23 protein-coding genes, 1 pseudogene and 1 riboswitch are annotated in these 24,093 nt (G+C 58.1%); of the genes and pseudogenes, 13 read left to right on the plus strand and 11 right to left on the minus strand.

All coding sequences use genetic code 11. The features are described from left to right. Positions 1–93 precede the first annotated feature (93 nt). Entirely contained in the window at positions 94–405 is a 312-nt protein-coding gene (locus tag HMPREF2547_RS10425) for a hypothetical protein (RefSeq protein WP_070605756.1), read from the minus strand. A 78-nt stretch (positions 406–483) separates the two neighbouring features. Beyond that, positions 484–1,935: a glyceraldehyde-3-phosphate dehydrogenase gene (locus HMPREF2547_RS10430; RefSeq protein WP_070605758.1), complete on the minus strand. Its 1,452-nt coding sequence runs from the start codon at positions 1,933–1,935 to the stop codon at positions 484–486. 183 nt (positions 1,936–2,118) lie between these two features. Here HMPREF2547_RS10430 and HMPREF2547_RS10435 point away from each other — a divergent pair, with 183 nt between their 5' ends. The 3 genes from HMPREF2547_RS10435 to HMPREF2547_RS10445 all read left to right on the plus strand — a co-directional run bounded on the left by HMPREF2547_RS10435 (position 2,119) and on the right by HMPREF2547_RS10445 (position 6,482). Further along, positions 2,119–3,012: a Cof-type HAD-IIB family hydrolase gene (locus HMPREF2547_RS10435; RefSeq protein ID WP_070545969.1), complete on the plus strand. Its 894-nt coding sequence runs from the start codon at positions 2,119–2,121 to the stop codon at positions 3,010–3,012. A 98-nt stretch (positions 3,013–3,110) separates the two neighbouring features. Then, positions 3,111–4,757, plus strand: coding sequence for a peptide chain release factor 3 (locus tag HMPREF2547_RS10440; RefSeq protein WP_070605759.1), 1,647 nt, complete (start codon positions 3,111–3,113; stop codon positions 4,755–4,757). A gap of 24 nt (positions 4,758–4,781) precedes the next feature. Further along, the gene (locus HMPREF2547_RS10445; protein ID WP_070605761.1) at positions 4,782–6,482 is read left to right on the plus strand and encodes an FUSC family protein; all 1,701 of its coding nucleotides are present in this window, start codon (positions 4,782–4,784) and stop codon (positions 6,480–6,482) included. Here HMPREF2547_RS10445 and HMPREF2547_RS10450 read toward each other — a convergent pair. After that, the gene (locus tag HMPREF2547_RS10450; RefSeq protein ID WP_016423226.1) at positions 6,479–7,138 is read right to left on the minus strand and encodes a hypothetical protein; all 660 of its coding nucleotides are present in this window, start codon (positions 7,136–7,138) and stop codon (positions 6,479–6,481) included. The two genes, HMPREF2547_RS10445 and HMPREF2547_RS10450, sit on opposite strands and share 4 nt — an antisense overlap. Positions 7,139–7,148: 10 nt before the next feature. Next, complete coding sequence (pnuC, locus tag HMPREF2547_RS10455; protein WP_049172200.1) at positions 7,149–7,868, minus strand: nicotinamide riboside transporter PnuC; 720 nt, start codon at positions 7,866–7,868, stop codon at positions 7,149–7,151. Positions 7,869–7,878: 10 nt separating this feature from the next. Then, a riboswitch (FMN riboswitch) is annotated at positions 7,879–8,048 on the minus strand. 109 nt (positions 8,049–8,157) lie between these two features. Between pnuC and HMPREF2547_RS10460 the strand changes: the two genes are divergently transcribed. Both HMPREF2547_RS10460 and HMPREF2547_RS10465 read left to right on the plus strand, forming a co-directional pair. Then, complete coding sequence (locus HMPREF2547_RS10460; RefSeq protein WP_065419938.1) at positions 8,158–8,952, plus strand: YwiC-like family protein; 795 nt, start codon at positions 8,158–8,160, stop codon at positions 8,950–8,952. A 51-nt stretch (positions 8,953–9,003) separates the two neighbouring features. Next, a complete protein-coding gene (locus HMPREF2547_RS10465) occupies positions 9,004–9,960 on the plus strand; it encodes a MinD/ParA family ATP-binding protein (protein WP_246817603.1) in 957 nt (318 codons plus the stop codon). Positions 9,961–9,971: 11 nt separating this feature from the next. Here HMPREF2547_RS10465 and HMPREF2547_RS10470 read toward each other — a convergent pair whose 3' ends face one another. The 4 genes from HMPREF2547_RS10470 to ftsE all read right to left on the minus strand — a co-directional run bounded on the left by HMPREF2547_RS10470 (position 9,972) and on the right by ftsE (position 13,815). Beyond that, positions 9,972–11,099, minus strand: a complete 1,128-nt coding sequence (locus HMPREF2547_RS10470) for a 3-hydroxyisobutyryl-CoA hydrolase (RefSeq protein WP_070605765.1) — start codon at positions 11,097–11,099, stop codon at positions 9,972–9,974. Positions 11,100–11,185: 86 nt separating this feature from the next. Continuing rightward, entirely contained in the window at positions 11,186–12,091 is a 906-nt protein-coding gene (ppk2, locus tag HMPREF2547_RS10475; protein WP_048733906.1) for a polyphosphate kinase 2, read from the minus strand. A gap of 83 nt (positions 12,092–12,174) precedes the next feature. Further along, positions 12,175–13,077 carry a permease-like cell division protein FtsX gene (gene ftsX / locus HMPREF2547_RS10480; protein WP_070605767.1) on the minus strand — a complete coding sequence of 301 codons (903 nt, stop codon included), beginning with the start codon at positions 13,075–13,077 and terminating at the stop codon, positions 12,175–12,177. A 48-nt stretch (positions 13,078–13,125) separates the two neighbouring features. Continuing rightward, positions 13,126–13,815, minus strand: coding sequence for a cell division ATP-binding protein FtsE (gene ftsE, locus HMPREF2547_RS10485; RefSeq protein ID WP_048759837.1), 690 nt, complete (start codon positions 13,813–13,815; stop codon positions 13,126–13,128). Between the two features lie 420 nt (positions 13,816–14,235). On the opposite strand from ftsE, the gene HMPREF2547_RS10490 reads away from it, so the two are divergent. Beyond that, the gene (locus HMPREF2547_RS10490) at positions 14,236–15,609 is read left to right on the plus strand and encodes an HNH endonuclease signature motif containing protein (protein ID WP_242458686.1); all 1,374 of its coding nucleotides are present in this window, start codon (positions 14,236–14,238) and stop codon (positions 15,607–15,609) included. A gap of 2 nt (positions 15,610–15,611) precedes the next feature. On the opposite strand, the gene prfB is transcribed toward HMPREF2547_RS10490, so the two are convergent. Then, entirely contained in the window at positions 15,612–16,724 is a 1,113-nt protein-coding gene (gene prfB / locus HMPREF2547_RS10495) for a peptide chain release factor 2 (RefSeq protein WP_038626269.1), read from the minus strand. Positions 16,725–16,771: 47 nt separating this feature from the next. On the opposite strand from prfB, the gene HMPREF2547_RS10500 reads away from it, so the two are divergent. Both HMPREF2547_RS10500 and hisN read left to right on the plus strand, forming a co-directional pair. Next, entirely contained in the window at positions 16,772–17,656 is an 885-nt protein-coding gene (locus HMPREF2547_RS10500; protein ID WP_070605769.1) for an inositol monophosphatase family protein, read from the plus strand. 10 nt (positions 17,657–17,666) lie between these two features. Beyond that, complete coding sequence (hisN, locus tag HMPREF2547_RS10505) at positions 17,667–18,467, plus strand: histidinol-phosphatase (RefSeq protein WP_070605772.1); 801 nt, start codon at positions 17,667–17,669, stop codon at positions 18,465–18,467. 42 nt (positions 18,468–18,509) lie between these two features. Here hisN and HMPREF2547_RS10510 read toward each other — a convergent pair whose 3' ends face one another. Then, positions 18,510–18,848 carry an ArsR/SmtB family transcription factor gene (locus HMPREF2547_RS10510; RefSeq protein WP_016423238.1) on the minus strand — a complete coding sequence of 113 codons (339 nt, stop codon included), beginning with the start codon at positions 18,846–18,848 and terminating at the stop codon, positions 18,510–18,512. Positions 18,849–18,920: 72 nt separating this feature from the next. Here HMPREF2547_RS10510 and arsB point away from each other — a divergent pair, with 72 nt between their 5' ends. Both arsB and HMPREF2547_RS10520 read left to right on the plus strand, forming a co-directional pair. Then, the gene (gene arsB, locus HMPREF2547_RS10515) at positions 18,921–19,988 is read left to right on the plus strand and encodes an ACR3 family arsenite efflux transporter (protein WP_070605774.1); all 1,068 of its coding nucleotides are present in this window, start codon (positions 18,921–18,923) and stop codon (positions 19,986–19,988) included. Positions 19,989–20,003: 15 nt separating this feature from the next. Next, a complete protein-coding gene (locus tag HMPREF2547_RS10520; RefSeq protein WP_048733886.1) occupies positions 20,004–20,432 on the plus strand; it encodes an arsenate-mycothiol transferase ArsC in 429 nt (142 codons plus the stop codon). Here HMPREF2547_RS10520 and HMPREF2547_RS10525 read toward each other — a convergent pair. Next, on the minus strand, positions 20,429–20,935 hold the full coding sequence (locus HMPREF2547_RS10525) for a hypothetical protein (protein ID WP_070565969.1): 507 nt from the start codon (positions 20,933–20,935) through the stop codon (positions 20,429–20,431). The two genes, HMPREF2547_RS10520 and HMPREF2547_RS10525, sit on opposite strands and share 4 nt — an antisense overlap. Before the next feature lie 211 nt (positions 20,936–21,146). On the opposite strand from HMPREF2547_RS10525, the gene HMPREF2547_RS10530 reads away from it, so the two are divergent. The 3 genes and pseudogenes from HMPREF2547_RS10530 to HMPREF2547_RS10540 all read left to right on the plus strand — a co-directional run. Further along, positions 21,147–22,103, plus strand: a complete 957-nt coding sequence (locus HMPREF2547_RS10530) for a DUF418 domain-containing protein (RefSeq protein WP_070605776.1) — start codon at positions 21,147–21,149, stop codon at positions 22,101–22,103. A 2-nt stretch (positions 22,104–22,105) separates the two neighbouring features. Beyond that, on the plus strand, positions 22,106–23,179 hold the full coding sequence (locus tag HMPREF2547_RS10535) for a trypsin-like serine protease (protein WP_070605778.1): 1,074 nt from the start codon (positions 22,106–22,108) through the stop codon (positions 23,177–23,179). Between the two features lie 34 nt (positions 23,180–23,213). After that, a pseudogene (locus HMPREF2547_RS10540) lies at positions 23,214–23,555 on the plus strand (sodium:glutamate symporter); the annotation flags it as partial. Positions 23,556–24,093 lie beyond the last annotated feature (538 nt).

The following is a 24,093-nucleotide window of genomic DNA, read 5'->3' on the forward strand; positions in this document are numbered from 1 at the left end:
GCTGCGCTGATCACCGCCGGCCCGCACGATGCGGCCCGGCGATCAGTCATGGCTACACCCCTCCCATACGATGTACGTGAAAGTCCCGCCTGACTATTGACAATCCACATAGGGCCCCACGCGGATTGGAACCGAGTGGCGGCCGGACGCCGCCACCAAGGCGCCGAACAGGGCCACTTCCGCCGAGCCGTATTCGACGATCCCGAAATCACTTTCCCGAATCTTCATCCCCCGCCCGTGCTCGATGTCGCCGGAGGCCCGGAATTGGAGGCCGAAAACCAGATCCTCGTCGCTCAGTTCCGGCAGGATCACAATCCTCACCAACTCGAACGGCTCATACGCGGAATCCAGGTCGTCGTCGATGGACAGAAAAATCTCCCCGTCCCCCTCCCCTGCCCTCCCCATCGCCTCAACCCCCGTGGTTTTGGAGGGGGGGGAAGAGGGCGTTCGAGGGCTCAGCAGCTCAAGCTCAGGTCCGCCGCCTTAGAGCTCGTCGATGTGCTTGCGCTTCGGGTAGACCCGCGGACGAGCGCCTGCGATCTCCTCAGCAATGCGGATGACCTGGTTGGAGTAACCGAACTCGTTGTCGTACCAGACGTAGAGCACCAGGTGCTTACCGTTGGCGATGGTAGCCAGACCATCGACGATGCCAGCATGGGTGGAGCCGACGAAGTCGGTGGAAACCACTTCCGGGGAGTGGATGTAGTCAATCTGCTGGCGCAGAACGGACTTGAGGGAAACCTCACGCAGGTAGTTGTTGACTTCGTCGCGGTCGACCTCAGTGTCGAGGGTCAGGTTCAGCACCGCCATGGAAACGTCCGGGGTGGGAACGCGGATGGCGTTACCGGTCAGCTTGCCCTCAAACTCCGGCAGAGCCTTGGCGACGGCCTTTGCGGCACCAGTCTCAGTGAGAACCATGTTCAGGGTGGCTGCGCGACCACGGCGGGAACCCTTGTGGAAGTTGTCAATCAGGTTCTGGTCATTGGTGAAGGAGTGAACAGTCTCGACGTGACCGAACTCGACGCCCCACTTGTCATTGACGACCTTCAGCACCGGGGTGATGCCGTTGGTAGTACAGGAAGCTGCCGACAAAATATTGTCAGAGTCCTCGATGATGCTGTGGTTAATTCCGTAGACGATGTTCTTTACATCGCCCTTGCCCGGCGCGGTGAGCAGAACCTTGGAAACTCCCTTGGACTGAAGGTGCTGCGACAGTCCCTCACGGTCACGCCAACGACCGGTGTTGTCAATGACAATCGCATCGTTAATGTCGTAGGCGGTGTAGTCAACAGTTGCCGGGTCGTTGGAGTAAATGACCTGGATCGGGGTGCCGTTTGCCCAAATAATGTTGTTTTCGCGGTCAACCGAGATGGTGCCGTCGAATGCACCGTGGACGGAGTCACGGCGCAGCAGCGAAGCACGCTTGACGATGTCGTCCTCACCATTCTGGCGAACCACAATCGCGCGCAGGCGCGGGCCGTTGAACAGTGCCTCACGAGCCAGCAGAATGCGGGCCAGCAGACGACCGATACGTCCGAAACCGTAGAGGACAATGTCGGTCTTCGGGGTCTGTGTCCCGGCACCGATGACGTCGGCAAGCTCACGCTCGAGGAATGCGCGCAGATCGCCGCCTTCCTCTTCGAAGCTGGTAGCCAGGGCGCCCAGGTCAATGGAGGCGGTGCCGAGATCCATCTTCACCAGTTCCTGCAGAATCGGCAGGGTCTGACTCAGGGGCAGCTCCTGCGAGGTGATGCGACGGGCGTAGCGGTGCGACTTAATGATGCCGGTCTCGGTAACGTTTTCCAGTCGGCGGCCGAAGATTGAAGTCACGACATCATTGTTGCGGCGCAGTTGTCCCAGGAGGGGGATCATCTGCTCTGCAAGGCTGATGCGCTCATTCCAGTCATTGCGCTTGATGGGGGCCGAATCCGACATAAATCCTCCTGGCTTAAATGAGTATGAGTTCCCCCTCAAAATACCCCGCACACGCTATTCACCGGCTATCGCCCTCAACTGGGTACCCCGTATTGTGGCCCAGCTTTCACCCAATCGGGGGAGACACCGGGAGACACCTCAAGGAAGAAAATTGAACCCTACTTACCCGTTAGAATAAGAGCCATGACGGAACCCCTGGATATCCAGCAGCAATCTCCCGCCCAGCCGCCATACCGCCTTGTAGTCACGGATATGGACGGGACTCTACTAAATGAAGACAAGGAAATCCCGGAGTCCTTTTGGCCGGTAGTCACGGAGCTGCTCGACCGCGGTGTCCACTTCGCTCCCGCGTCGGGCCGCCAGTACGCAACTCTGGCCGACCAGTTCGCCCCCATTGCACACCGCATCCCAATCATTGCGGAAAACGGCAACTATGTCGCGGATGCGGGCGAGGTGGTTTCGGTTACCAGTATCGACCACGACATCGTCACTCAGTTGGTACACGCGATCCGCCAGTTCAACGACAACCGTGTGGCGGCGGGCCGTACTCCCCTGTCGGTTATTATCTGCGGCGCTGCCAGCGCATACGTGGAGTTTTTCCCGCCGCATTTCAATATTCCGGAGGAAGTTCAGCAGCTGCAGTTCAACGAGGCCGCCAAGTACTACCTGAAGCTGCAGAAGGTCGATGATGTCATCGCCGCTGCCGCCGAGGACGGCATCGTCAAAATTGCCGCCTTTGATCCTTACTCCGTCGAAGAGGAATCGGCCGATTACCTGCGTTCCCAAAGCTCGCACTTGCGCGCGGTAGTCTCCGGTGCCCACTGGGTCGACCTCATCGATGCCAACACCAACAAGGGCACGGCACTCGCCGCCCTGCAGGAGGCCCTAGGTGTCTCTCCTGCCGAAACTGTCTGCTTCGTTGACTACCTGAATGATCTCGAGCTCATCGACCACGCAGGCCGTTCGTTTGCCATGTCCAACGGTCACCCGGAAATCAAACGCCGCGCCACCGACATCGCACCGTCGAACGCGGAGGAAGGCGTCATCACGACGCTGCGCGAGCTGTTCAACCTCTAACTGCAATTGACCCCTTACCCCACTGGAGCGGTAAGTTAGAAAGGTTGAACCCGATTCCCTTATTCCGATTTTCTTTTTAAGGAAAGCGTAGTTTCCCTGTGACCACTCTCGCCGAAGAAGCCGCACGCCGCCGCACATTCGCCGTCATCGCACACCCGGATGCCGGTAAGTCCACGCTCACCGAGGCGCTGGCGCTGCATGCTCATGTCATTAACGAAGCCGGTGCTGTCCACGGCAAGGCCGGCCGTAAGTCGACTGTGTCCGACTGGATGGACATGGAGAAGGATCGCGGCATCTCGATTGCCTCTTCCGCGCTTCAGTTCGAGTACCAGCCAGAGGGGCACGACGGCGAGCCGTACATGATCAATCTCGTCGATACGCCTGGTCACGCTGACTTTTCCGAGGACACCTACCGTGTGCTCACCGCTGTCGACGCCGCTGTCATGCTTGTCGACGGTGCCAAGGGTCTCGAGCCTCAGACGTTGAAACTGTTCCGGGTTTGTAAGTCCAACGGAATTCCCATCGTCACCGTCATCAACAAGTGGGACCGCCCGGGTAAGGCTCCCCTGGAGTTGATGGATGAGATTGTCGCGGAGATTGGTCTGCAACCGACTCCGCTGTACTGGCCAGTTGGTGAGGCCGGCGACTTCCGCGGTCTATTGGAGCGTGGTGAGGACGGCCAGGCCAAGCAGTTCATTGGCTTCGAGCGCACTGCCGGTGGCGCCACTATCGCCGCTGAGCGTCACCTCACCCCAGATGAGGCCTCCGCAGAGCAGGGCGACGCCTGGGAGACGGCAGCCGAGGAGTCCAAGCTACTCTCCGCCGATAGCGCTGACCACGACCAGGAGATGTACCTCGCTGGCGACACCTCTCCGGTGATTTTCGCCTCCGCCATGCTGAACTGGGGTGTCCACCAGATCCTGGACACTCTCTGCGAGCTGGCTCCGGCACCTGGTGCCCGCGAGTCCGACCCGGCTGCCGTTGCCGCTGCAGCGGCTGGCGGCCAGGGGGCTATCGTCGAAAAGCGCGAACCGACGGATGATTTTTCGGGCGTCGTGTTCAAGGTGCAGGCGGGTATGGATACGCACCACCGCGACAAGCTGGCCTTCATGCGCGTTGTCTCTGGCGAGTTTGACCGCGGCATGCAGGTCACGCATGCGCAGTCGGGACGTACTTTCTCCACAAAGTATGCTTTGACCGTTTTCGGCCGGACACGTTCGACTGTGGAGACGGCTTACCCGGGCGACATTGTCGGCCTGGTCAATGCGGGTTCACTGGCGCCGGGTGACACGATCTACGAGGGCCGCAAGGTTCAATTCAAGCCGATGCCGCAGTTCGCGCCCGAGCACTTCCGCACTCTGCGCGCCAAGAGCCTGGGCAAGTACAAGCAGTTCCGTAAGGCTGTCGATCAGCTCGATGCCGAGGGCGTGGTGCAGATTCTGCGCAACGATGCCCGCGGCGATGCCGCCCCGGTGATGGCCGCGGTCGGCCCGATGCAGTTCGAGGTCATGATGGCACGCATGGAAAACGAGTACAACGTCGAGACCATCGCCGAGCCAATCCCCTACTCCGTCGCCCGCCGCACGGACGAAGAGACCGCGCCTGAGCTGGCAAAGCAGCGCGGCGTGGAGATCTTCACGCGTTCCGACGGCGCCCTCATCGCCCTCTTCGGCGACAAGTGGAAGCTGTCCTTCATTGAGAAGGAGCACCCGGAGTTCACGCTCGAGACGCTGGTCGCTGACTAGAGTTTTAAGGAGATTTCACCAACATTGAGCCAAACGGTTGAGCTTCCTCCACAACCAAGTGCATGGCAGCTTTTTACTGCCTTCCACTCCCGTGCGCAGAGATGGCCAGGTGCCCTCCGCGCAGCACTCGCGCTATTCCTGCCGGGTGCCGTGGCACTTCTCACCGGACATGGCTCGGAGATGCTCCTTATCGCCGCTGGTGGTTGCGTGGTCATCTATGGCGAAGGCCACCCCTACCGCAGCCGTCTGCGCGTGATGGCCATCGCCGGGCTATGCTTGATCGCCGGAGTTATGTCCGGCAGTTTTGTCGGCTCGGTGGTCCACAGTGAGATCGCTTCCGGCGGCAGCAATCTATGGCTGCTGCTCATCGCACTTTTTACCACGGCGTTGGCCACCATCGGCGCTTTTATTCAAAACGCACTGCGCCTGCCACCGCCAGGTTCATTCTTCATTGTGATGGTCTCCGGCGGCACAACAATGATCGCCCGCCTCGGCTTCAACCCGGTGGAAACCGCCATGTGGGCTACCGTTGGCGTGCTTTCCGCGATAGTCATCGGCATGGCACCGCGGTTGTGGAATCCGCATGGCCCCGAGATGGCGGCTGTCGAATCCCTTGAATCAGCCATCGACGCGATGGAAAAGTCAGACTCGACATCGTTCGCCGTTCATCACCAGGCGCAAACTGCACTCACCGACGCATGGGAATCGCTTGCCGACGCAGGCATCATCCGTGGCAGCAAAATCGTTAAGCCCTCCCACACGGAACTGGTCAACCGTGTCATTGCTGCTCATCAGCGGCTGATTGCTATCCGCACACGCTTGGGCGTGCACGGCAGCGCTGTGGACATCGTGGACACGCCTAACCTCTTCGACGAGACGCAGACAACCATTCCACTCGCGCGACCAAGCGTGAGTTACCGAATCTTCCGCTCTTTCGATCGCTATTCCCATGCGTCGATGACTGCGGCAAAGGTTGCTATTACCGGTGGCTTAGCTGGTCTCATCAGCGTGCTTGTCGGTCTCGACCGGCCTGACTGGGCGGTGGTCAGCGCATTGATGACTCTGCAGTGGGGTCCCGACCGCACCGCTGGTTCGATCCGAGGGATTCACCGCATGGTCGGCTCGATTATCGGCATTTTCCTCTATGCGCTGCTCTTTTCCTTTGGCCTGGACAGCTGGACGCTACTTATCGCGCTTGCAGCCTGCCAATTCGGCGCGGAGATTCTCGTGGTGAAGAACTATGCGCTGACGACAATCGTCACCACTCCATTGGCGCTGCTGCTGGGCGGAAACGTCGCTGGCGAACTCGCACCGATTGTGACCGATCGTGTCTTGGAAGTCGGTATCGCCTGCGCGCTGGCTCTCGCTGTCCTGCACTTCTGGCCAACCGAGAGCATTGAAAAGCACTACCTGCGTCATATTCCGCGCTGCTATCGACAGATGGGCGCTCTTCTCGGCGCGCTGCTAACCGGTACTCCGAATCAGGCGCTCGATATTCGTCGAGATCTCCAGTACGAGCTGCTCAGTGAGCGCCAGGCCATCTCGTCTTTGGCCACCAACGACCCCGAAATCGCCACTCCACACTGGGATGGGCATCGTCGCATTCGCACAGCTGGCTATTTGTTGCTGGACTACTGTCGCACGCATCCGGATATCCGCCCCTCTCACGAGGAGATTTCCAAGCTCGCTGAGGTAGTCCAGGCAGCTAAAGCTGAGGAGCGCTAGTCCTCCGGCAGCGGGGGCTCCTTGCGCAGGTCGCGGGCTGTTGCCCGCCGTACCTCGCGCGGTTCCTCCTCCGAGCCCCGCGAACGGAACTTAGCCGCGATGTCCTTCAGCGAAGACGACAGCGGCGGCAGCTTCTCCAGCGCGTCACGGCCCGCGTCCCACGCGTCGGTAGCAATATTTTCCGCTTTCCGACGGAACTTGCGGACCTTCTCCTCACGCTGCCGCTTAGTCTCTGCCGCGTCATTTTGCCGCTCGCGCTCACGTTCAAAGGCTGCGACATCGCGGGCCTCCGCGTCGGAAAGCCTCTTCGAGGCGTGTGCCGCGGCGTCCCACGACTCCTCCAGCGATTCCGCGAGGTGCAACATGGCATCGATGCGCTTTTCAACTTCGCGCAACTTCTCGCGGTAGCCCCGCTGAATGTCATAGCGGCGCATGATGCGGCGGGCACGAGTGGCCTCATTGCGCCAGGTGATGATTGCGCCCTCAGAAATCGACTCATCGACGACGAAGCGCATCGTCCACGGGTCGACATCAGCGCTGGCCAGATTGTTGCGTACCCGCTCCTCGCGGTCGAGGACGTCCTGCACGAGACTGCGGGCACGCTCTTCGGCTTGATGGGCGCGGTTGGTACGGGAGTTATCTGGTCGGAAGCTCACCTGGACTATCCTACCGCTCGGCTGCTGCCAAAGCCGGTACTTGGTCGGTCTCGGAGCTCTTCTGCTGGTCACTGTCGCTCTGGTGCTCGAGGCGAACCCAGGAGACAAAGCCCCAAATAACGAAGCATCCGTAGAAGAGGTACAGCGCCGCCGACGGGTAGTAGCCACCCTTGAGCAGCAACGGCACTCCCACGGCGTCAACGGCAATCCAAATTAGCCAGAATTCGTTCCACCCGCGGGCCATACCCCAGGTCGCCAACATCGAACCGACGAAAATCCAGGCATCGGCCCATGGCCCCCACGAGCCCAGCATCTCAAAGATATTGGCACAAATCACAGTGGCGAAGATAGCCACGGTAATCATCCCAATGCGTTCCGATGCCGTCGCCCACCGCGGCTCAATTGCGACCTCGTCACCGCTCTGATTGCGGCTCTTGACCCAGCTGAACCACCCGTAGAGACTGACGACGATAAACATGACCTGACGCCCAGCCTGGCCATAGAGATCAAGATTTTGTGGCGTGTGGAAAACTCCGCCGAGGAAGACGGTAAACAGCAAGGCATTTCCGATAATGCCGACCGGCCAAGCCCATACCTTCCGTTTCATACCTAGGAAGGCACACGCCAGGCCAAAGAGGTTACCGACAATTTCACGAATCAAGATTGGTGCTCCCGCCACACTGAGCTGTGCAGTGAGGAAACCCACCAAAAAATCCGACACGTATTCCACGAATTATTCAACTCCTTCTCTTTCATCCGGACTATGACCGTCGGTTTCGGATTCCAACCGAAATCTGCTTGTCCCCTACCTGACGACCCTTCTGGCCACAGGTAGGGCGCTCGTGGACTTGTCTGCGTCAGCCGCAGCATCACCACCGGTGAGGAATTTCACCTCGCCCTGAGAATGCGAGTTCAACGTTAGCACTGTCGCCTTGCGCGCATGTGCATTTTATTCAATGAGGTTTCAATATGAGGTTCTAATACAGCCCCGACATAATTACGCATCTACAATGCGTAGTATGAGCCAAAAGCCCCGCCAACCACGTCCTCCCCGCCCCGCCCGCCGCTCCCATCACAAGCGCTCCGCTGGCTGGGTTCCGGACCAGCACGGCGCCTGGTTCATGGTCACCATTCCCCCGCTGACCGCTCTCGCCCTCACCCCCACATGGACAGGCCTTGCCGTCACCGCGACCTGGCTGCTCGGCTACTTCGCATTCTTCGCCGTGAGCGTCTGGCTCCGCTCTCGTCGCCAACGCCGCCACCTCGCACCCGCCGCCACGTACACCGCGCTCACTGCCGTCGCCGGCTGCATCACACTGCTTGCCGACGTTTCCCTCCTCACCTGGGTCGCCCTCATTGCCCCTCTTGCCGCTATCGCTATTTGGGAGACCTACCGCCGCCGACCGCGCTCACTTCTCTCTGGTGTCTCCACCGTTCTGGCCGCTAGCCTCATGGTGCCTATCATCGCCGGACCAACCCCGAAAGCTTGGGCAATTGCGGCTATCTACGCTGGATATTTCGTCGGCACCGTGCCCTATGTAAAAACTATGATTCGCAAGCGCGGCAACCGCCAGTGGCTCATTGGCTCGGTCACGTATCACGTTCTCATTACCGCCGTGGCCATCATCGGGTGGCTCCTCCTCCACGACCGGAACCTCATCAGCATCGGTGTGCCCATCGTCGCAATTGGGCTTCTCATCAGGTCTTTTACCATGCCAATCTCCGGCGCTCGCCGCGCTCGGCCGTGGACTCCGAAACAGGTCGGAATTCTCGATGCCTTCTTTGGAGTCGCCGTCGTCCTGGCTGCGTGGTAAAAACGACGGCGGGGACATACTTTGGGGATTTTTGGGGAGGGGATGAAGTCTATGGCTTCCACCAAACACGCAGTCAATCACGCAGTTTCGGTCTCAGACTTGGCCGCTAGCCTGAACTCGCGGCAGGCACCACAGTCGGGCTGGCGCAGCTGGGTTCATAAGGCCACCTGGGGCGCAATTTCACCGCGGGAATCATCGTCGGCACGCAAGCAACGCGAGCTGATAGAGCGGGTGCGACAGCCTATCTACGGTGACTACAACATCGCTGTTATCAGCGTGAAGGGCGGCGTTGGCAAGACGTCGACAACCATGTGCCTGGGCGCCACGCTTGCAAGCCTGCGCAGTGACCGAATCGTCGCAATCGACGCGAATCCGGACTTTGGCACCCTCGGTGCACGCGTCACCGCAGCCAATCCCGCATCTATTCGCGATCTGCTCCGAGCCCCGGATACGGACAAATACGCGCAGGTCCGCGCATATACATCACACACGCCGTCACGGCTGGAGGTTGTCGGCAGCGACCAAAATCCGACATCGACGATCGCGCTTTCCGACGGCGAATACTGCGCGGCCCTCGACATCCTTCGGCGGCATTACAACGTGAGTCTGACAGACTGCGGTACCGGCCTGACGCAGCCCATCTCCGCTTCGATTCTGTCTGCGGCCAATTGTCTGGTGCTGGTCACCACGCCTGCACTGGACGGCGTGAAAAGCGCCTGGACGACATTGGACTGGCTTTCAGCGCACGGCTTCGAACGGCTGGTCTCTACCACTGTCGTGGTGGTCAACGAGCTAAATAAACAGGGACTGTCCACAGAGACCGTGCACGAGTTATTTGCCCAGCGCTGCCGCGCAGTACAGGTCATCCCCTACGATCCGCATATCGCGAATGGTGCCAATATCGAGCTGGACAATCTCCAGCCCGCCACCACCCAGAGTTATCTCGAATTGGCGGCCATGATTGCCGATGATTTCGCGCCGACGACTGGCCGCCACAGCTTTGTCTAACGCATAGCCAGCTAACGAAGGTGCTGTCGAATCTCTTCGACATCAACTTCCTGCACGGTAGCGGGCTTAAAGGCGGCGTCGCGGTCCTTATCCACCAACACTGCCCGCACGCCTTCGGCAAAATTGGGGTGCTGACGCATGTAAGCGCCGAGCTTCATCTCCCGGTTCAGAGCCTCCTGCAGCGTAACCCCCGGACCCGCGTTCGCTGCATAGAGCTCCGCTGCCGCCACGAGACTCTCCGGGTTGGCGGGTGCCAGCAGATCGCGGAAGGTCTCCACTGTTGACGACGCACAGGAGCCAGCCTCAGCGGCTTCGTTGAGAGCACGCTCAATCTCCAACCAGCTATCAGCGCCGAAGCAGGCCTCGATGCAATCGCTCCACTCGGCCAGCTGCGGCTCACCGAGCAGCTCACGAGCCTCAGCCGAGTCCACATCGAGCGCATACTCCGCAAGCGCCGAATCAATTCCGTCTCGGTCCAGTGCCGCGACGAACTCGTCCAGTTGCGCGGATGGCACCGCATGCGTTGCCCATCCAGCCCACAGCATGTCCGCCGCAGTTAGGCGGTAACCGGTCAGTCCTGCAAACCGAGCAATCGCGGGCGAGGGTCCGCCCAACTGAGTGTTCACATGCTGCGAAAAATAGGTAATGCCCACATCGGGAACAAAGCCGATTGCCATTTCTGGCATGGAGGCGCTGGCTCGCTCAGTCACGATTCGGTGGGAGCCGTGCATGGAAACTCCCAGGCCACCACCCATAGCGATGCCATCAATAATCGCGATATATGGTTTGGACTGCGCAAATTCCGCAATCATCGCGTTCATCTCGTACTCGTCCCGGAAGAACTTCTCCCCCTGCTCCGGAACACCATCGAGCACAGCCTGCCGAACTGCGCGCACGTCACCACCGGCACAAAACGCCTTGGGGTGACCGGATGAAACAACAATGTGATCCACCGAGTCGTCGTCACGCCATGCGCGGAGCCCCTCGACGACCTCGGTGACCATATCTAAATCGAGCGAATTAAGTGCCTTCGGCCTGTTCAACCGAAGGTGACCAAATCGCCCGTGGACTTCTCGCAGCACCTTTGGCTCATTGACCTCGGTGCGTGCAGTGCCAGAACCGTTATCAGTAGCAGTCATGTCACCCAGTGTGACACAGATAACTAACCAGGGAAAGGTTCTGACAGGAAGGTTCTGACGACCAGAACCTCACTGAGACTAAGGAGCTACTTCTTCTTGCTCTTCTTGTCCTTTTTGTCCTTCTTGTGCTTCTTGCCCTTCTTATCGGACTTGCCTGCGCCCTTCACGCGGTCAGCCTCGAGATTGGCGGCAACGTCCGGCACATAGCGGAACTCAGTGCGCGGCGGACGCTCGTAGCTTCCCTCCGACTCCGGACGTTCCGGGATTTCCGGAACATCGCGCTGAATGCGCTCGTACGGAATGGTCGTCAACAGGTGGTTGATGACATTGATACGCGAACGCTTCTTGTCCTCAGACTCAACCGTGAACCACGGTGCGGACGGGATATCGGTGTGGATGAACATCTCATCCTTTGCACGGGAGTAATCCTCCCAGCGGGTGATGGACTCCAGATCCATCGGCGAGAGCTTCCAGCGGCGCAGTGGATCCTCACGACGGGACTTGAAGCGGGCAACCTGCTCCTCGTCCGACACAGAGAACCAGTACTTACGCAGGATAATGCCGTCTTCGACCAGCAGACGCTCAAAAATCGGCGCTTGATGCAGGAAGCGACGGTACTCCTGCGAAGTGCAGAAGCCCATGACACGCTCAACGCCGGCACGGTTGTACCAGGAGCGGTCGAAAATCACGATTTCACCAGCAGTCGGCAGCTTTTCGACGTAACGCTGGAAGTACCACTGACCCTGCTCACGGCTAGTCGGAGCCGGCAGGGCCTCAATACGACAGGTACGGGGGTTCAGGTACTGCGTGATGCGCTTAATGGCCGACCCCTTGCCGGCAGCGTCACGCCCCTCCATCACGATGACAATTCGGGCACCGGTTTCTACCACCCACTGCTGCATTTCGACGAGCTCTGCCTGGAGCTTTTTGAGCTCGGCCTCATAAGCCTTCTTGTCGAGCTTCGGTGGGCGCTGGACGTCGTCATTATTCATAGTCCACAGTTTACCCGGCAGGGCGCGACGACCCTATTCGCCGGGTTTAACCGCGGGGCCTAATCGCTAACCTTTTTGCAACCCTAGTCGCGTGAGTAAAGACGCAGCGTGACCTGTGCAACAAGCCCAGCAAAGACCATGCCAATAACGACCACGATCGGCGCCACCACACCGATATCGCCGTTGGTCAGCGGCGCCAGGAGCTGTGCCTTGTACAGGTTACTCAGCGCCGGATCGATGACCGTCGCCTTGCCCAGGAACAGCGCACCAATGGCCAGCACACCACCAATCAGCGACGCAATCACAGCCTCGACGACGAACGGCGCCTGCGTGAACCAACGGCTGGCACCGACCATGCGCATAATCTCAACTTCCTTACGACGCGAGAACGCCGCAATCTGCACCATGTTCGCAATCAGGAACACCGCGGCAACGGCCTGCACCGCCGCTAGCAGGAAGGTCGCATTTCGAACCGAGTCCAGGTTCTGAGCTGCAGTACCGATCTCTTCATGCTGGTCAGTAACGTGGTCGACCTGTGGCAGCTCCCGAATCGGATCGAGCGGGCTTACATCGGTCGGATCACTCAGACGCACCATCACGACAGCCGGCAGCGACTCCGGCGTCGCATTTTCCACGAGCACGGGGTCACTGTCCTTGAACATCTCCACGAAGTGGTCAAAGTTTTGCTGACGGTTTCGGAAGGTCACCGAATCAATGCCGTCAGCCTCTTCAAGCTTGCCGACGACCTCAGCACACTCCGGCGATGAGCAAGTTTGATCTTCGGCGGAGATTTGTTCATTCAGCTCAATCTGCACTTCTACGCGATCGAGATAGAGATCCTTCGTGCGGCTGGTCTGCTCAGTAACCAGGATGCCCGTCGCAAGCAGCGCCAACGACACCGCAGTCGTAATAATCATCGCGATGGTCATCGTGATGTTTCGGCCCAAGGAGGAGAAAGCCTCACCGAGGACAAAGCGAGTCTTCATAGGTCAGTAATACCTTTCGAATGAGTTCTTCTACCGATGGACTGTCTGCTAGTTGTTCAGGCCGTAAACACCCGTGGCGTCGTCACGCACGAGACGCCCCAGCTCCAGCTCCAGCACGCGGCGACGCATGGAGTCCACGGCATCGTTGTCGTGAGTCGACACGATAACCGTCGTGCCCATGCGATTGATGCGGTCAAGCAAGAGCATGATGTCACCGGAAGTGCTTGGGTCGAGGTTGCCGGTGGGCTCGTCGGCAAGCAAGATGAGCGGGCGGTTGACGAAGGCTCGAGCAATGGCAACGCGCTGCTGTTCACCACCAGACAACTCGTGCGGGTAGCGATTTTCCTTGCCCGAGAGCCCGACCATTTCAAGCGTTTCCGGAACAGCTTTGTCGATTTTCGCCTTCGGCTTGCCAATTACCTGCAATGCGAACGCGACATTTTCGTACACGGTCTTCTTTGGCAGCAGGCGGAAGTCCTGGAAGACGTACCCTACCTTTTGGCGCAATTTCGGGATGTTGCGGCGAGAAATCTTGGTCAGATCCTGGCCTGCGACCGTCAGTTTTCCTGAATCCACTTTCTCTTCACGCACCATTAGGCGCAGGAAGGTCGACTTACCAGAGCCCGACGGTCCAATGAGAAAGACAAACTCACCTTTATCTATGTGGACTGAAACGTCGTCTAGAGCTGGTCGGCTAGAAGTCGAATAGGACTTGGTAACCCCGTCGAAAGTGATCATAGATAGACACTCTAATCACTTAAGCCACTCAAGTCACTCTGGAATGCGTGGAATTGGGCGCTGGAGTAGCGAGGCTGCGGGACCGGGTGGCGTTGCCCCCCCCCCAGAGCGCGCGACCACACGGAAGTGCACACTACGACAGTATTCGAAACTATTTTCCCCAAAATCTTTAAATCACCCTTTACTTCGCTTACCTGTTCGATTAAAATGAGCGATGAAAGATTAAACGCGAGGATTAAAAACACCAAATAACGTCGCCGAGCTGCTTAAAGCTCGGAAAATTCGCTCAGAGTTAGTCGAAAATATTTTCACTATCTCTTCCTTATTTCAACATTTCAACGTCCAGGCCTTATCTTTCAGGGGGATTCAACAATGGCCAGCGGGGAACATATACCACGGAAACGCACTTACGCTGCGGCGATGGAAGCAACAGCGCCACGCTTTCACCATGAGATTTCTCAAACAGCACCAGCACGTCTTGGAATTGACCGTAATCGAGCTGATCTGCAGCTTGCCCTTGCTTGTGTTCCGTCTTCTTCAACAAAAGATGTCGAAGATTACATCGCCAAAATCGCTCCAGCTCTTGGCATGTCGCGCGGGAGAACACTCCAGTACATCGATATCGGGATGCAGCTAGAGCGGCTCCCGCGGTTGAAAGAGCTTCTGCTCAAACGCGCACAGCTACCGCTTCCCCACATGCGGGTCATTGCCACAGCCATCCTCCCCTTGGATGACTCCTCTACTGTGAAATATTTCGAAGACCATCTCCTCGAACTGATCACGCCGAGAGTCAATGGTGAAGTTCTTCGCGGAGTTCGGAGTCTTCAACAGAATATTCAGCGATTTATTAATGAAGTCAGCCCGCTATTGCGCCCTAAAAATGAGTACGACCCGCCGATTACTTCGTTTCAAAAAGGCATCGAGCAAAAAGCTGGCGAATCTATAAAGTTCGAGTTAAAGAACAACCTCACTGAAGTCACCATGGAACTGATGCCTGAGCGGGCAATTGAGTTTCAGAAAGTCTTGGAAGAAATTACCGCTGATCAGGACTGCGACTTCGTCGAGGCTTTTTCACACCTTCTGCACGGGACTGCTCAGGTCACCGCCACATTGAATCTGTACTGCCCACTTACTCAAGACAAGCCGCAGGAGGCATGGATCGGCGGTCTGGGGTGGATCAACAAAATCGCCACTGAATCCTGGCTCGATCGAGTCACTAGCATCCGGCTACTAGCGGACGAGAAAACGGAAAAGTACTCGCCAACAGAGCGACAGCGTACTTACGTCCAAGGTAGAGACGGCACCTGCCGCTTTCCCGGATGCGATGTCGATGCAACGAAGTGCGACATCGACCACATTCAGTCGTATAACCACGAGAATCCCGAAGAAGGTGGCCAAACCGAAACGCCTAACCTCCATTGCCTATGCCGCCGCCACCACAATCTAAAAACGGCCGGTCTTTGGAATGTCGTGCGCGATATCGACGGCGTGGAGTACTGGACCTCCGTCACTGATCAAAGCACCGAAAAAGCTGCGCTTATCAGCACAGAATCAGGACCGCTCTCCGGCCACGGTCGCTACTCTTTCGACCTGCGCAAGACAAAGAAAGCACAGACACTCAAGGAATACAACGAGCAGAGGTTGGAACACCTCCGCGAATCACAGGAGCTGACAAATCAGGCTCGCGAAGAACTGGGAATGAACAAAAACGAGAGAAACGGAGAAGCCGACGAACCCACCACACCGGAAACACCCGAGGCACCGGAAGCGCCCGAAGACGAACCGCCCTTCTAGCGCTACTCGCCTTCGGACTGCTGAGCCATGCGCCAGCGAATACCGGCCTCGATGAAACCGTCGAGGTCACCGTCGAGGACCGACTGTGGGTTGTTGACTTCGTATTCGGTACGCAGATCCTTGACCATCTGGTACGGGTGCAGCACATAGGAGCGCATCTGGTTACCCCACGAGGCATTGCCGCCTGCGCCGAGAGCATCCAGCTCCGCGCGCTCTTCCTGGCGCTTCTTCTCCAGCAACTTCGCCTGCAGAACTCGCATGGCAGATGCCTTGTTCTGGTGCTGGGACTTCTCGTTCTGGCAAGTCACCACGATGCCGGTCGGGACGTGCGTAAGCCGGACCGCGGAGTCCGTGGTGTTCACCGACTGCCCACCTGGGCCGGAGGAGCGGTAGACGTCGATACGCAAATCTGACTCGGGGATGTCGATGTGATCCGTTTCCTCCACAACCGGCAGCACCTCGACCTCAGCGAAGGAAGTTTGGCGGCGGCCCTGGTTGTCGAAAGGACTAATACGAACCAGCCGGTGCGCGCCCTGTTCGACCGAGAGGGTGCCGTACATGTACTCGCCATGGACGACGAAAGTAGCGGACTTAATACCGGCCTCTTCAGCGTAGGACGTGTCGTAAACCTCGACCTTATGCCCGTGCTTGTCGGCCCAGCGCAGGTACATGCGCATGAGCATCTCGGCCCAGTCAGCGGCATCCACGCCACCGGCACCGGAGCGGATGTTGATGACCGCCTCGCGCTCGTCGTAAGGCCCCGAAAGCATCGTCGTGACCTCGAGGGATTCGATGTCGGCACGCAGCTCAGCGCGTTCGGCATCGGCCATCTCGACGGCGTCGGGGTCGCCCTCCTCTTCCGCGAGTTCATACATCACGGAGAGATCGTCGAGGCGCCCGCGCAGCGAGTCGATCTTTTTCTTCTTCGCCTGCGCCTGCGACAGTGCACTGGTGACCTGCTGCGCGTGGTCGGGGTCATCCCACAGCGACGGATCGGCGGCCTGGGCTTCCAACTCCCTGATCCGGTCGGAAAGCTCGTCGACATCGACCACCTTCTCAATGGTGGTCAGCGTCGCGTCGAGTTCTTTGAGGTCAGCATTCAGATCCGGGTTCACGGGTACTACCTTAGCTATACCGCCTGTTTCGGTGCACAATAGGACGTATGTCTGAATCCACCGCCAGCCAAGATTCCAGCCAAGACCCGCACCAAGATTCCAGCCAAGACCTAGAACTCTTTCTCTCCCAAGTATCCGAGTCGATTGTGGCATCGGATACCAGCGTTGCGGTTGCCATCGTGAAGCGTGCCGCTACCATTGCCGCTCGTATGCGCGACGAAGGCCTGGTCACGGAGTACAAGACATCGATTTCCGACGTCGTCACCGCGGCCGACCGCGCAGCGGAGAAATTCGTCGTCGAGGCTTTGGCCGCGCTCCGCCCGGAGGACGGCATTCTTGGCGAGGAAGGGTCCGCGAAGGAGTCCCAGTCTGGTCGCACGTGGGTGATCGATCCTGTCGATGGCACCTACAACTTCACCACTGGTTCGGACTACTGGTGCAGCGCATTGGCGCTGGTTATGGGCGATGCGAACAATCCGGATGAGGTCATCCTCGGCGCGGTGCACCGCCCGGCAACGGGCGAGAGCTGGATTGGTGGCCCCAATCTCCCGACCACTCGCATCAACATTGACGGCACTGTTGACGATCTCCGGGTCACTGACCACCCGCTTTCGGAAGTCTGCGCAGCGACCTACCTCCACACCACGGTGGTGAGCTCGAGCGAGGAATCCGAGGTCACCGCCACAAAGTCCTGGCTGGATGCGGTGTCCCGCAGCGCTACCTGGCGCATGCTGGGCTCGGCGTCGGTAGATATGGCAGGCGTGGCCGACGGCCGCATCGGCGTGTGGTTCCAGCGCGACGTCGCAGCCTGGGACTGGCTGCCTGGGTATGCGCTTATTACGGGCGCAGGCGGCGAATGCACGTCGGTGGGGCGCTGGAAGCTTGCGGGCTCGAGTGGCCAGGTCGCAGAGCTGAGTGAGGTTCTGCGCTAGAATTTCGGCCATGACCACCTCTTACTCCGAAGATCTCGCCCTCGCACTCTCGCTTGCCGACGCAGCCGACGACCTCACGATGTCCCGCTTCGAGGCGGCCAATCTAATCGTCGAGTCCAAGCCCGACCTGACTCCGGTCTCCGATGCCGATATCGCGTGCGAGAAGCTGCTCCGCGAGATTCTGTCGGACAAGCGCCCGAGCGATGAAGTTCTCGGCGAAGAATTCGGTGGCGAAGCTGTGTTTGAGGGGCGCCAGTGGGTCATCGACCCCATCGACGGCACTAAGAACTTCGTGCGCAATGTCCCGGTCTGGGCCACCTTGATTGCCCTGCTGGAGGACGGCAAGCCGGTTGTCGGCGTAGTCTCTGCCCCAGCACTGGGCCGTCGCTGGTGGGCATCCAAGGGCGACGGCGCATTCAAGCGCACCCACGTCGGCGGCCGGGAAGCCGCTCAGCGCCGCATTGAGGTCTCGAAGGTGGCAGACATCGCGGACTGCTCAATTTCCAACTCTTCGCTCACCGGCTGGGCCGAGCGCGACCTGCGCGACAACTTCATCGGGCTCACCGATGACGCCTGGCGCCTGCGTGGCTATGGCGACTTCTTCTCCTACTGCCTGGTAGCCGAGGGTGCGGTCGATGTCGCCGCAGAGCCGGAGGTTTCCCTGTGGGACCTGGCAGCGCTTGCGATCCTGGTGGAGGAAGCTGGCGGCCGCTTCACTTCCCTAGCGGGAGTCGACGGGCCGCACGGCGGGGACGCAGTTGCGACGAATGGGTTGCTTCACGACGCCGTCGTCAAGCGCCTGGGCGGGTAAACAGGGTTTTCCAACCTATCGCAATTTGCGACGAGCGGCTCACTATCTCCCGTCCGCGTGACCGATATCCAGGATACGTCGCAGCTCAGCAAATACCTCAGGGCGTACCTCATGGGTTACCACCCGTCCACTCTTAGACCTAGTTAGCAGCCCGGCATCCGCCATGGTCTTTAAATGATGCGACACCGTCGGCTGACTAAGCCCAGAAACAGCGGCCAGCTCCCCTACGGTCATCGGACTACAGCCAGCGGCAGCGAGCTGAGACAAAATTTGCAGGCGCGCCGGTTGCGCCAGCGCTTTGAAGAGCGTTGCCGCAGCCTGCGCTTCCGCCGCGTCGAGAGGCCGACCGCCAAGTGCACAGCATTCTGAGATTTCGTCCATACCCGTTGAGGCTACACGGCCTCCCCTCTAAATATATTGACAATCATCGATATATTGATTACACCGGAAACTATGACACAGACTACAAAGTCACTCAGCTTCCTAGACCGCTTCTTGCCGCTATGGATTGCAGCTGCAATGGCAATTGGCCTCATTCTGGGCAAAATTGCACCGTCACTTGTGAACTGGCTGGCAGAGGCAAAAATTACGACAATTTCCGTACCAATCGCCATCGGATTGCTGGTCATGATGTACCCACCGCTCGCAAAGGTTCGATACGACAAAACGGGCAAAATTTTGACATCAAGGAAGCTGATGGGCATCACAGTCTTCCTCAATTGGATTCTCGGCCCCGCACTGATGTTCACCCTTGCCTGGATATTCCTCAGTGATAGTCCAGAACTGCGCACTGGCGTGATCATCGTCGGTCTCGCCCGCTGCATTGCAATGGTTTTGGTCTGGAACGACCTATCTTGCGGCGATACTGAAGTCGCTGCCGTATTGGTGGCCGTCAACTCGCTATTTCAAATTTTCATGTTCGGCGCTCTAGGGTGGTTCTACCTGCAGATTCTGCCCTCCTGGTTGGGACTGGAAACCACTTCCGCCACCTTTTCTTTTTGGGCAATCGCACTATCTGTAGTGGTATTCCTCGGTATTCCGCTTCTGGCTGGCGCGGCATCACGCATAATTGGTGAACGCACCCGTGGTCGCGACTGGTATGAAAATGAGTACTTGCCCAAAATCTCACCATTGGCACTTGCCGGCCTTCTATACACAATCGTGTTGCTCTTTGCGCTTCAGTCACAGCAGATTCTTGAGAATCCCTGGACCGTTGCGAAAGTGGCACTACCACTAGTGATCTACTTCCTCGCCATGTTCGCGATCGCTCTCACTTCGGCCAAGGCCGCGGGCATGAACTACGCAACCTCCGCATCGATTGCCTTTACGGCCGCCGGAAATAACTTCGAGTTGGCAATTGCGGTTGCGATTGGCACCTTCGGCCCATTGTCCCAGCAAGCACTTGCGGGAACGATTGGACCACTTATTGAAGTACCCGTACTCGTTGCACTTGTCTACGTCACCCGCGGGCTCGGGCCGCGCCTTTTCCCTAATGACCTTTCCGTACCGGACAAACTATAGAAAAAGGATTCTGAAATGAAGGAAATCCCGAAGGTACTTTTCATCTGCGTGGCAAATGCCGGTAAATCCCAGATGGCCGAGGCCATTGCGCGTGCAAAATATGCCACGCAGTTCATCGCCCTTTCAGCAGGAACGAACCCCAAAACTACTACCAATGCGCTTGCAGCCAAATCAGTTGCAGAAATCGGCGCCTCTATGGACAGTGCATCACCAAAGCCCATTGCCCCCACGATTCTCCGGACTGCAGATCGTGTTGTCATCATCGGCGATGCCGCTCATGTAGAGCTCCCCTCGGACGCTCAAGGCTCACTCGAGCGTTGGCTTACTGACGAGCCCTCAAAACGAGGCATCGACGGAAAAGAACGCATGGATCTGATTCGCGATGACCTCGAGCGCCGTATCGACGAGTTAGCTGTCGAACTCCGTTCCACTAAGAATCCCTAAGCGGCAGAATCCAACAAAAGCCGCCTTATCGCCAGCGTAAGCCACACGACTGCGCCGACGCCTGCGATGAGACCGAGGAGCAGGAACATCAGGCCGACTGCCCAGAGCCCGGTGGTGTCGTCAGTGCCGGCGATGATGCTCCAGCACAGGGCATAGCCGGCGACCGCTGCCCACCACGTGGGCAGCAGGTTCAGAGTTGGGGCGGGCACGCGCATCATGGCAGAGGCAGTAAGGATGACCATCGCGAAGCCACTGCAGAAAACCTGCCATGGCGAGTAGTCGTATTCGCCCTCGAGCGTCCACGCGAGCGTACAAAAGCAGATTAGGAATGCTGCGACAAAGACGAAAATCGTGTGCCCAAACGCGATACGCTCGCCGGACTTTTTGGCCAGCCACACGGCACCCATCCAAGCGAGAGCGGTGGGGATGGCAATAATCAACAGGTACGCGAGGAAGACTCCTGGCACCTCAGCCCAGGTGAAACTCGTCAGCATTGATCTCATGCCACTAGGTTACGCGTGCCCCTGGGCTTTTTGAACGCGCTAGTTTCCCAGTAAAAACACAGACGAAACACTGTGTTTTACACATGCTCACTTAATGTATTGTCAGATTCGGCTGCTACAACTAGAAAGTCGTTTTCAATACGCCATTTGTAGAGAGTGCTTTTTACCAAAGAGCACCTCCCTATACGTTGTAGTAAAGGAGAAATCTGGGGTGAATAAACCTACCCGAATCGTGGGGCTTGATATAGCGCGCTCACTCGCCATCATCGGCATGATTATTGTCCATATGGCCTCACTACTTTGGAGCACAAAGGTTGTGCTCTCTGGCCTACCCTCATCACTGTTCGCCATCATCGCCGGCGCCACAATGATGATCATCGGCCGTAATTACAGCAGCACTACCTTCTTGCGTCTAATCACCCGCGGTGCCCTGATCATTCTCATCGGCCTGGCACTATTGCCGGTCGGTGGAGAAATTCAGGTGGTCCTCGTCATCATGGGCCTGGTAATGATGCTGGTTTCCTGGATGCCAGCGCTCGGAACTTGGTGGCGAGTCGGCTTCTTCATCGCCGCAACCATCGCCGCCACAATCAAGTACGCGCCTATGACGCTGCCACAGATCTATCCGCTACTCGCGTGGATTGCATATTTCATCGGCGGCATGCTGCTTTACGACGTCTACTTGCGCGGTCGCCTGCAAAGCACTTCCACCTCTGAGACCAACGCCAATACTCGGTTGAGCTGGATTGTTACCGCTGTCAGCGTTGTCGTCACTGCCGTCGGCATGTACTTCCGATTTGATCCAGAGATTGCTGGCTGGCTCCGCTTTACCGGACACACTGGCGTCTTCGGCGAAATCATTCTCTCCGTCGCTGTTGCCGCTATTGTGTTGCACTTGTGCCTGTTCGTAGGCGATCGTTTCCCAGCTGTGGTTTACCCATTCGCGGCTATGGGAACAATGTCACTGACTATCTACATCCTGCACGTTCTCACCGCGTTTTATTGGCAGCAGAATGTTGCATTGCATTCCACGTTGTCTGCAGCAGGTTTCATCGTATTCTTCCTCGTCATCGCTAGCCTCTGGAAGAAATTTGTCGGACAGGGCCCTGCCGAAAAACTCGTTGCCACCGCAATCAAGGGCATTGTTCCTTCTGGGAAAGGGAAATAACCGTGAAGAAAACATCTTTTTCCATCGCAGCAATTGTTAGCAGCACCCTGCTTCTATCTGCGACTCCGGCTCTTGCATTGGAAAACGGCGAACCCGCACCCGCCAATGCTGAAAGCAGTTCTGTGGCCGCGCTAAAGATTGGCAAAATCGGTAATTTCGGTGACTGCACCGGCACGCTGGTTGCCGACCAGTGGGTGCTCACCGCACGCCACTGCCTGGAGTCTGTGAACAACGAAGGGACCCAGGCCCGCATCGGTGGAAAGGTCTACGATGCCGATTCTTGGGCGCTTTCTCCAATGTCTGATGCGGGATTGCTTCACCTGACCGAAAAGGTCACCGACGCAACCCCGGCGAAGGTCTCCCGCGATATCCCCACACCTGGACAGACGGGAACTCTCTACGGCTGGAGCAGCAGCTCGTCCATGGCACGATCCGGGCAGCTTCCGATGACCAAGATGGTCGTCAATGAGCTGCTGGGAGGAGGCCCCACTGAAGGAACCCCAGGTGAGGCTGCGCCTGGTGGTGCTGTTCCGGGTGACGCTACTCCAGGCGAAGCTGTTCCGGGTGAGGCTATTCCGGGCGGCGCTGTTCCGGGTGACGCTATGGAATCAATGGAGATGCAGCCAGGAGCTGCCATGCCAGATGACTCCAAAACCGAGTCGATCCCGGCAGGGACAGAAAGTATCCCAGCCGACGCTGCCATGATGCCAATGATTCAAAGCGCCATCCTGGACGCACATTCCGTTTCCGGCGCGGGTATGCAGGGAGGCGACTCCGGTGGCCCATTCTTCGTCGACGGAAAGCTCGCTGGTCTCGCTACCGCCGGAACCTCCAATGGCGACCCTGACCTGCCCTCCCCCAGCGCAGCTATCACTACCCTCGCTGGCACTGCTGACTGGATCGATGACATCACCTCCGGCCGTGACACAGAAAGTGTGCTGACTGCGGAGAACACTCCTGCTCCGCCAAAGACCATTCAGACCAGCGGTGATCACGTGTGGGCCTACCTCGCCATCGCATGCGCTGGCGTGGTTATCGCAGCGGCTTGGTCGCGCATTAAGAATGGCCGACAGTAAAACCGTCTGACCTCAACCAAAACCACCTCCCAGAATGAACTGGGTAGGTGGTTTTTTGATGCGACGGTTCATCCCCTGGTTCCAAAAGCTTCTCATCCCCGCACCGATTACTGCGGGCTTGCTCGGCTTGCTGCTAGGCCCCAACGCTTTGGGAATAATCCAGTTCAGCGAGCATTTCGGCGACTACGCGACCATTCTCATCGCGGCAGTCTTCGGTGCCCTGCCATTCACAATGGATTTCGATGCCAAGGTGCGCCAGCGCGCGCGAACGATGTGGTCCTATTCCGTAGGCATGTACCTGGCGCAGTGGGGATTCTTCGCGCTACTCGGCGTGATAATTTTTGCCCCACTGTTCAACACGCCGGACTGGTGTGGCTATTCGGTGGAGTAGCGCTTATCGGTGGGCTAGTCCTGTTGATTCTGCCGATGATCATGCTGAAGAAATCGAAAGCCAGGGCTTCGTAGAGTTCTTTATAGAGGGCGGGGACAGGAAAAGTTTTCTCCCGCCCTCTACTGTTGCGACCCCACAGTGGACTGACCAGGCCCGTCTGCCAGCTATTTTCTAGCGCTGCGCTCACTTATCGATGCATGATTCACCTATCGATGCGCTCCAGCATGGCCATAAGTGAATAACTCATCGATATGTGAAACTGAAAGCCAGCAGCGCGTACATGAGTTGAGGTGAATCGACCGGAATCAACCCAGGACCCCCCTCAAGCTAAGTACCTTCATGCCGACTAATCGAGCAGCGCCTCACACTGCATTTCTGATGACCGCCCCTTTAATGCCCGGTTGTGCAGTGCGCGAGTTCGTCAGACCCAACGGCTACCCAACGACTTACCCCCCCCAAAAAAACGGTGAAAAACGGGTTAAACGACAGAAGGGGATGCGGACGTTTTTTTGGACAGTTTCAA

It is taken from the genome of Corynebacterium sp. HMSC055G02 (assembly GCF_001809065.1).
GTDB lineage: Bacteria > Actinomycetota > Actinomycetes > Mycobacteriales > Mycobacteriaceae > Corynebacterium > Corynebacterium jeikeium_D.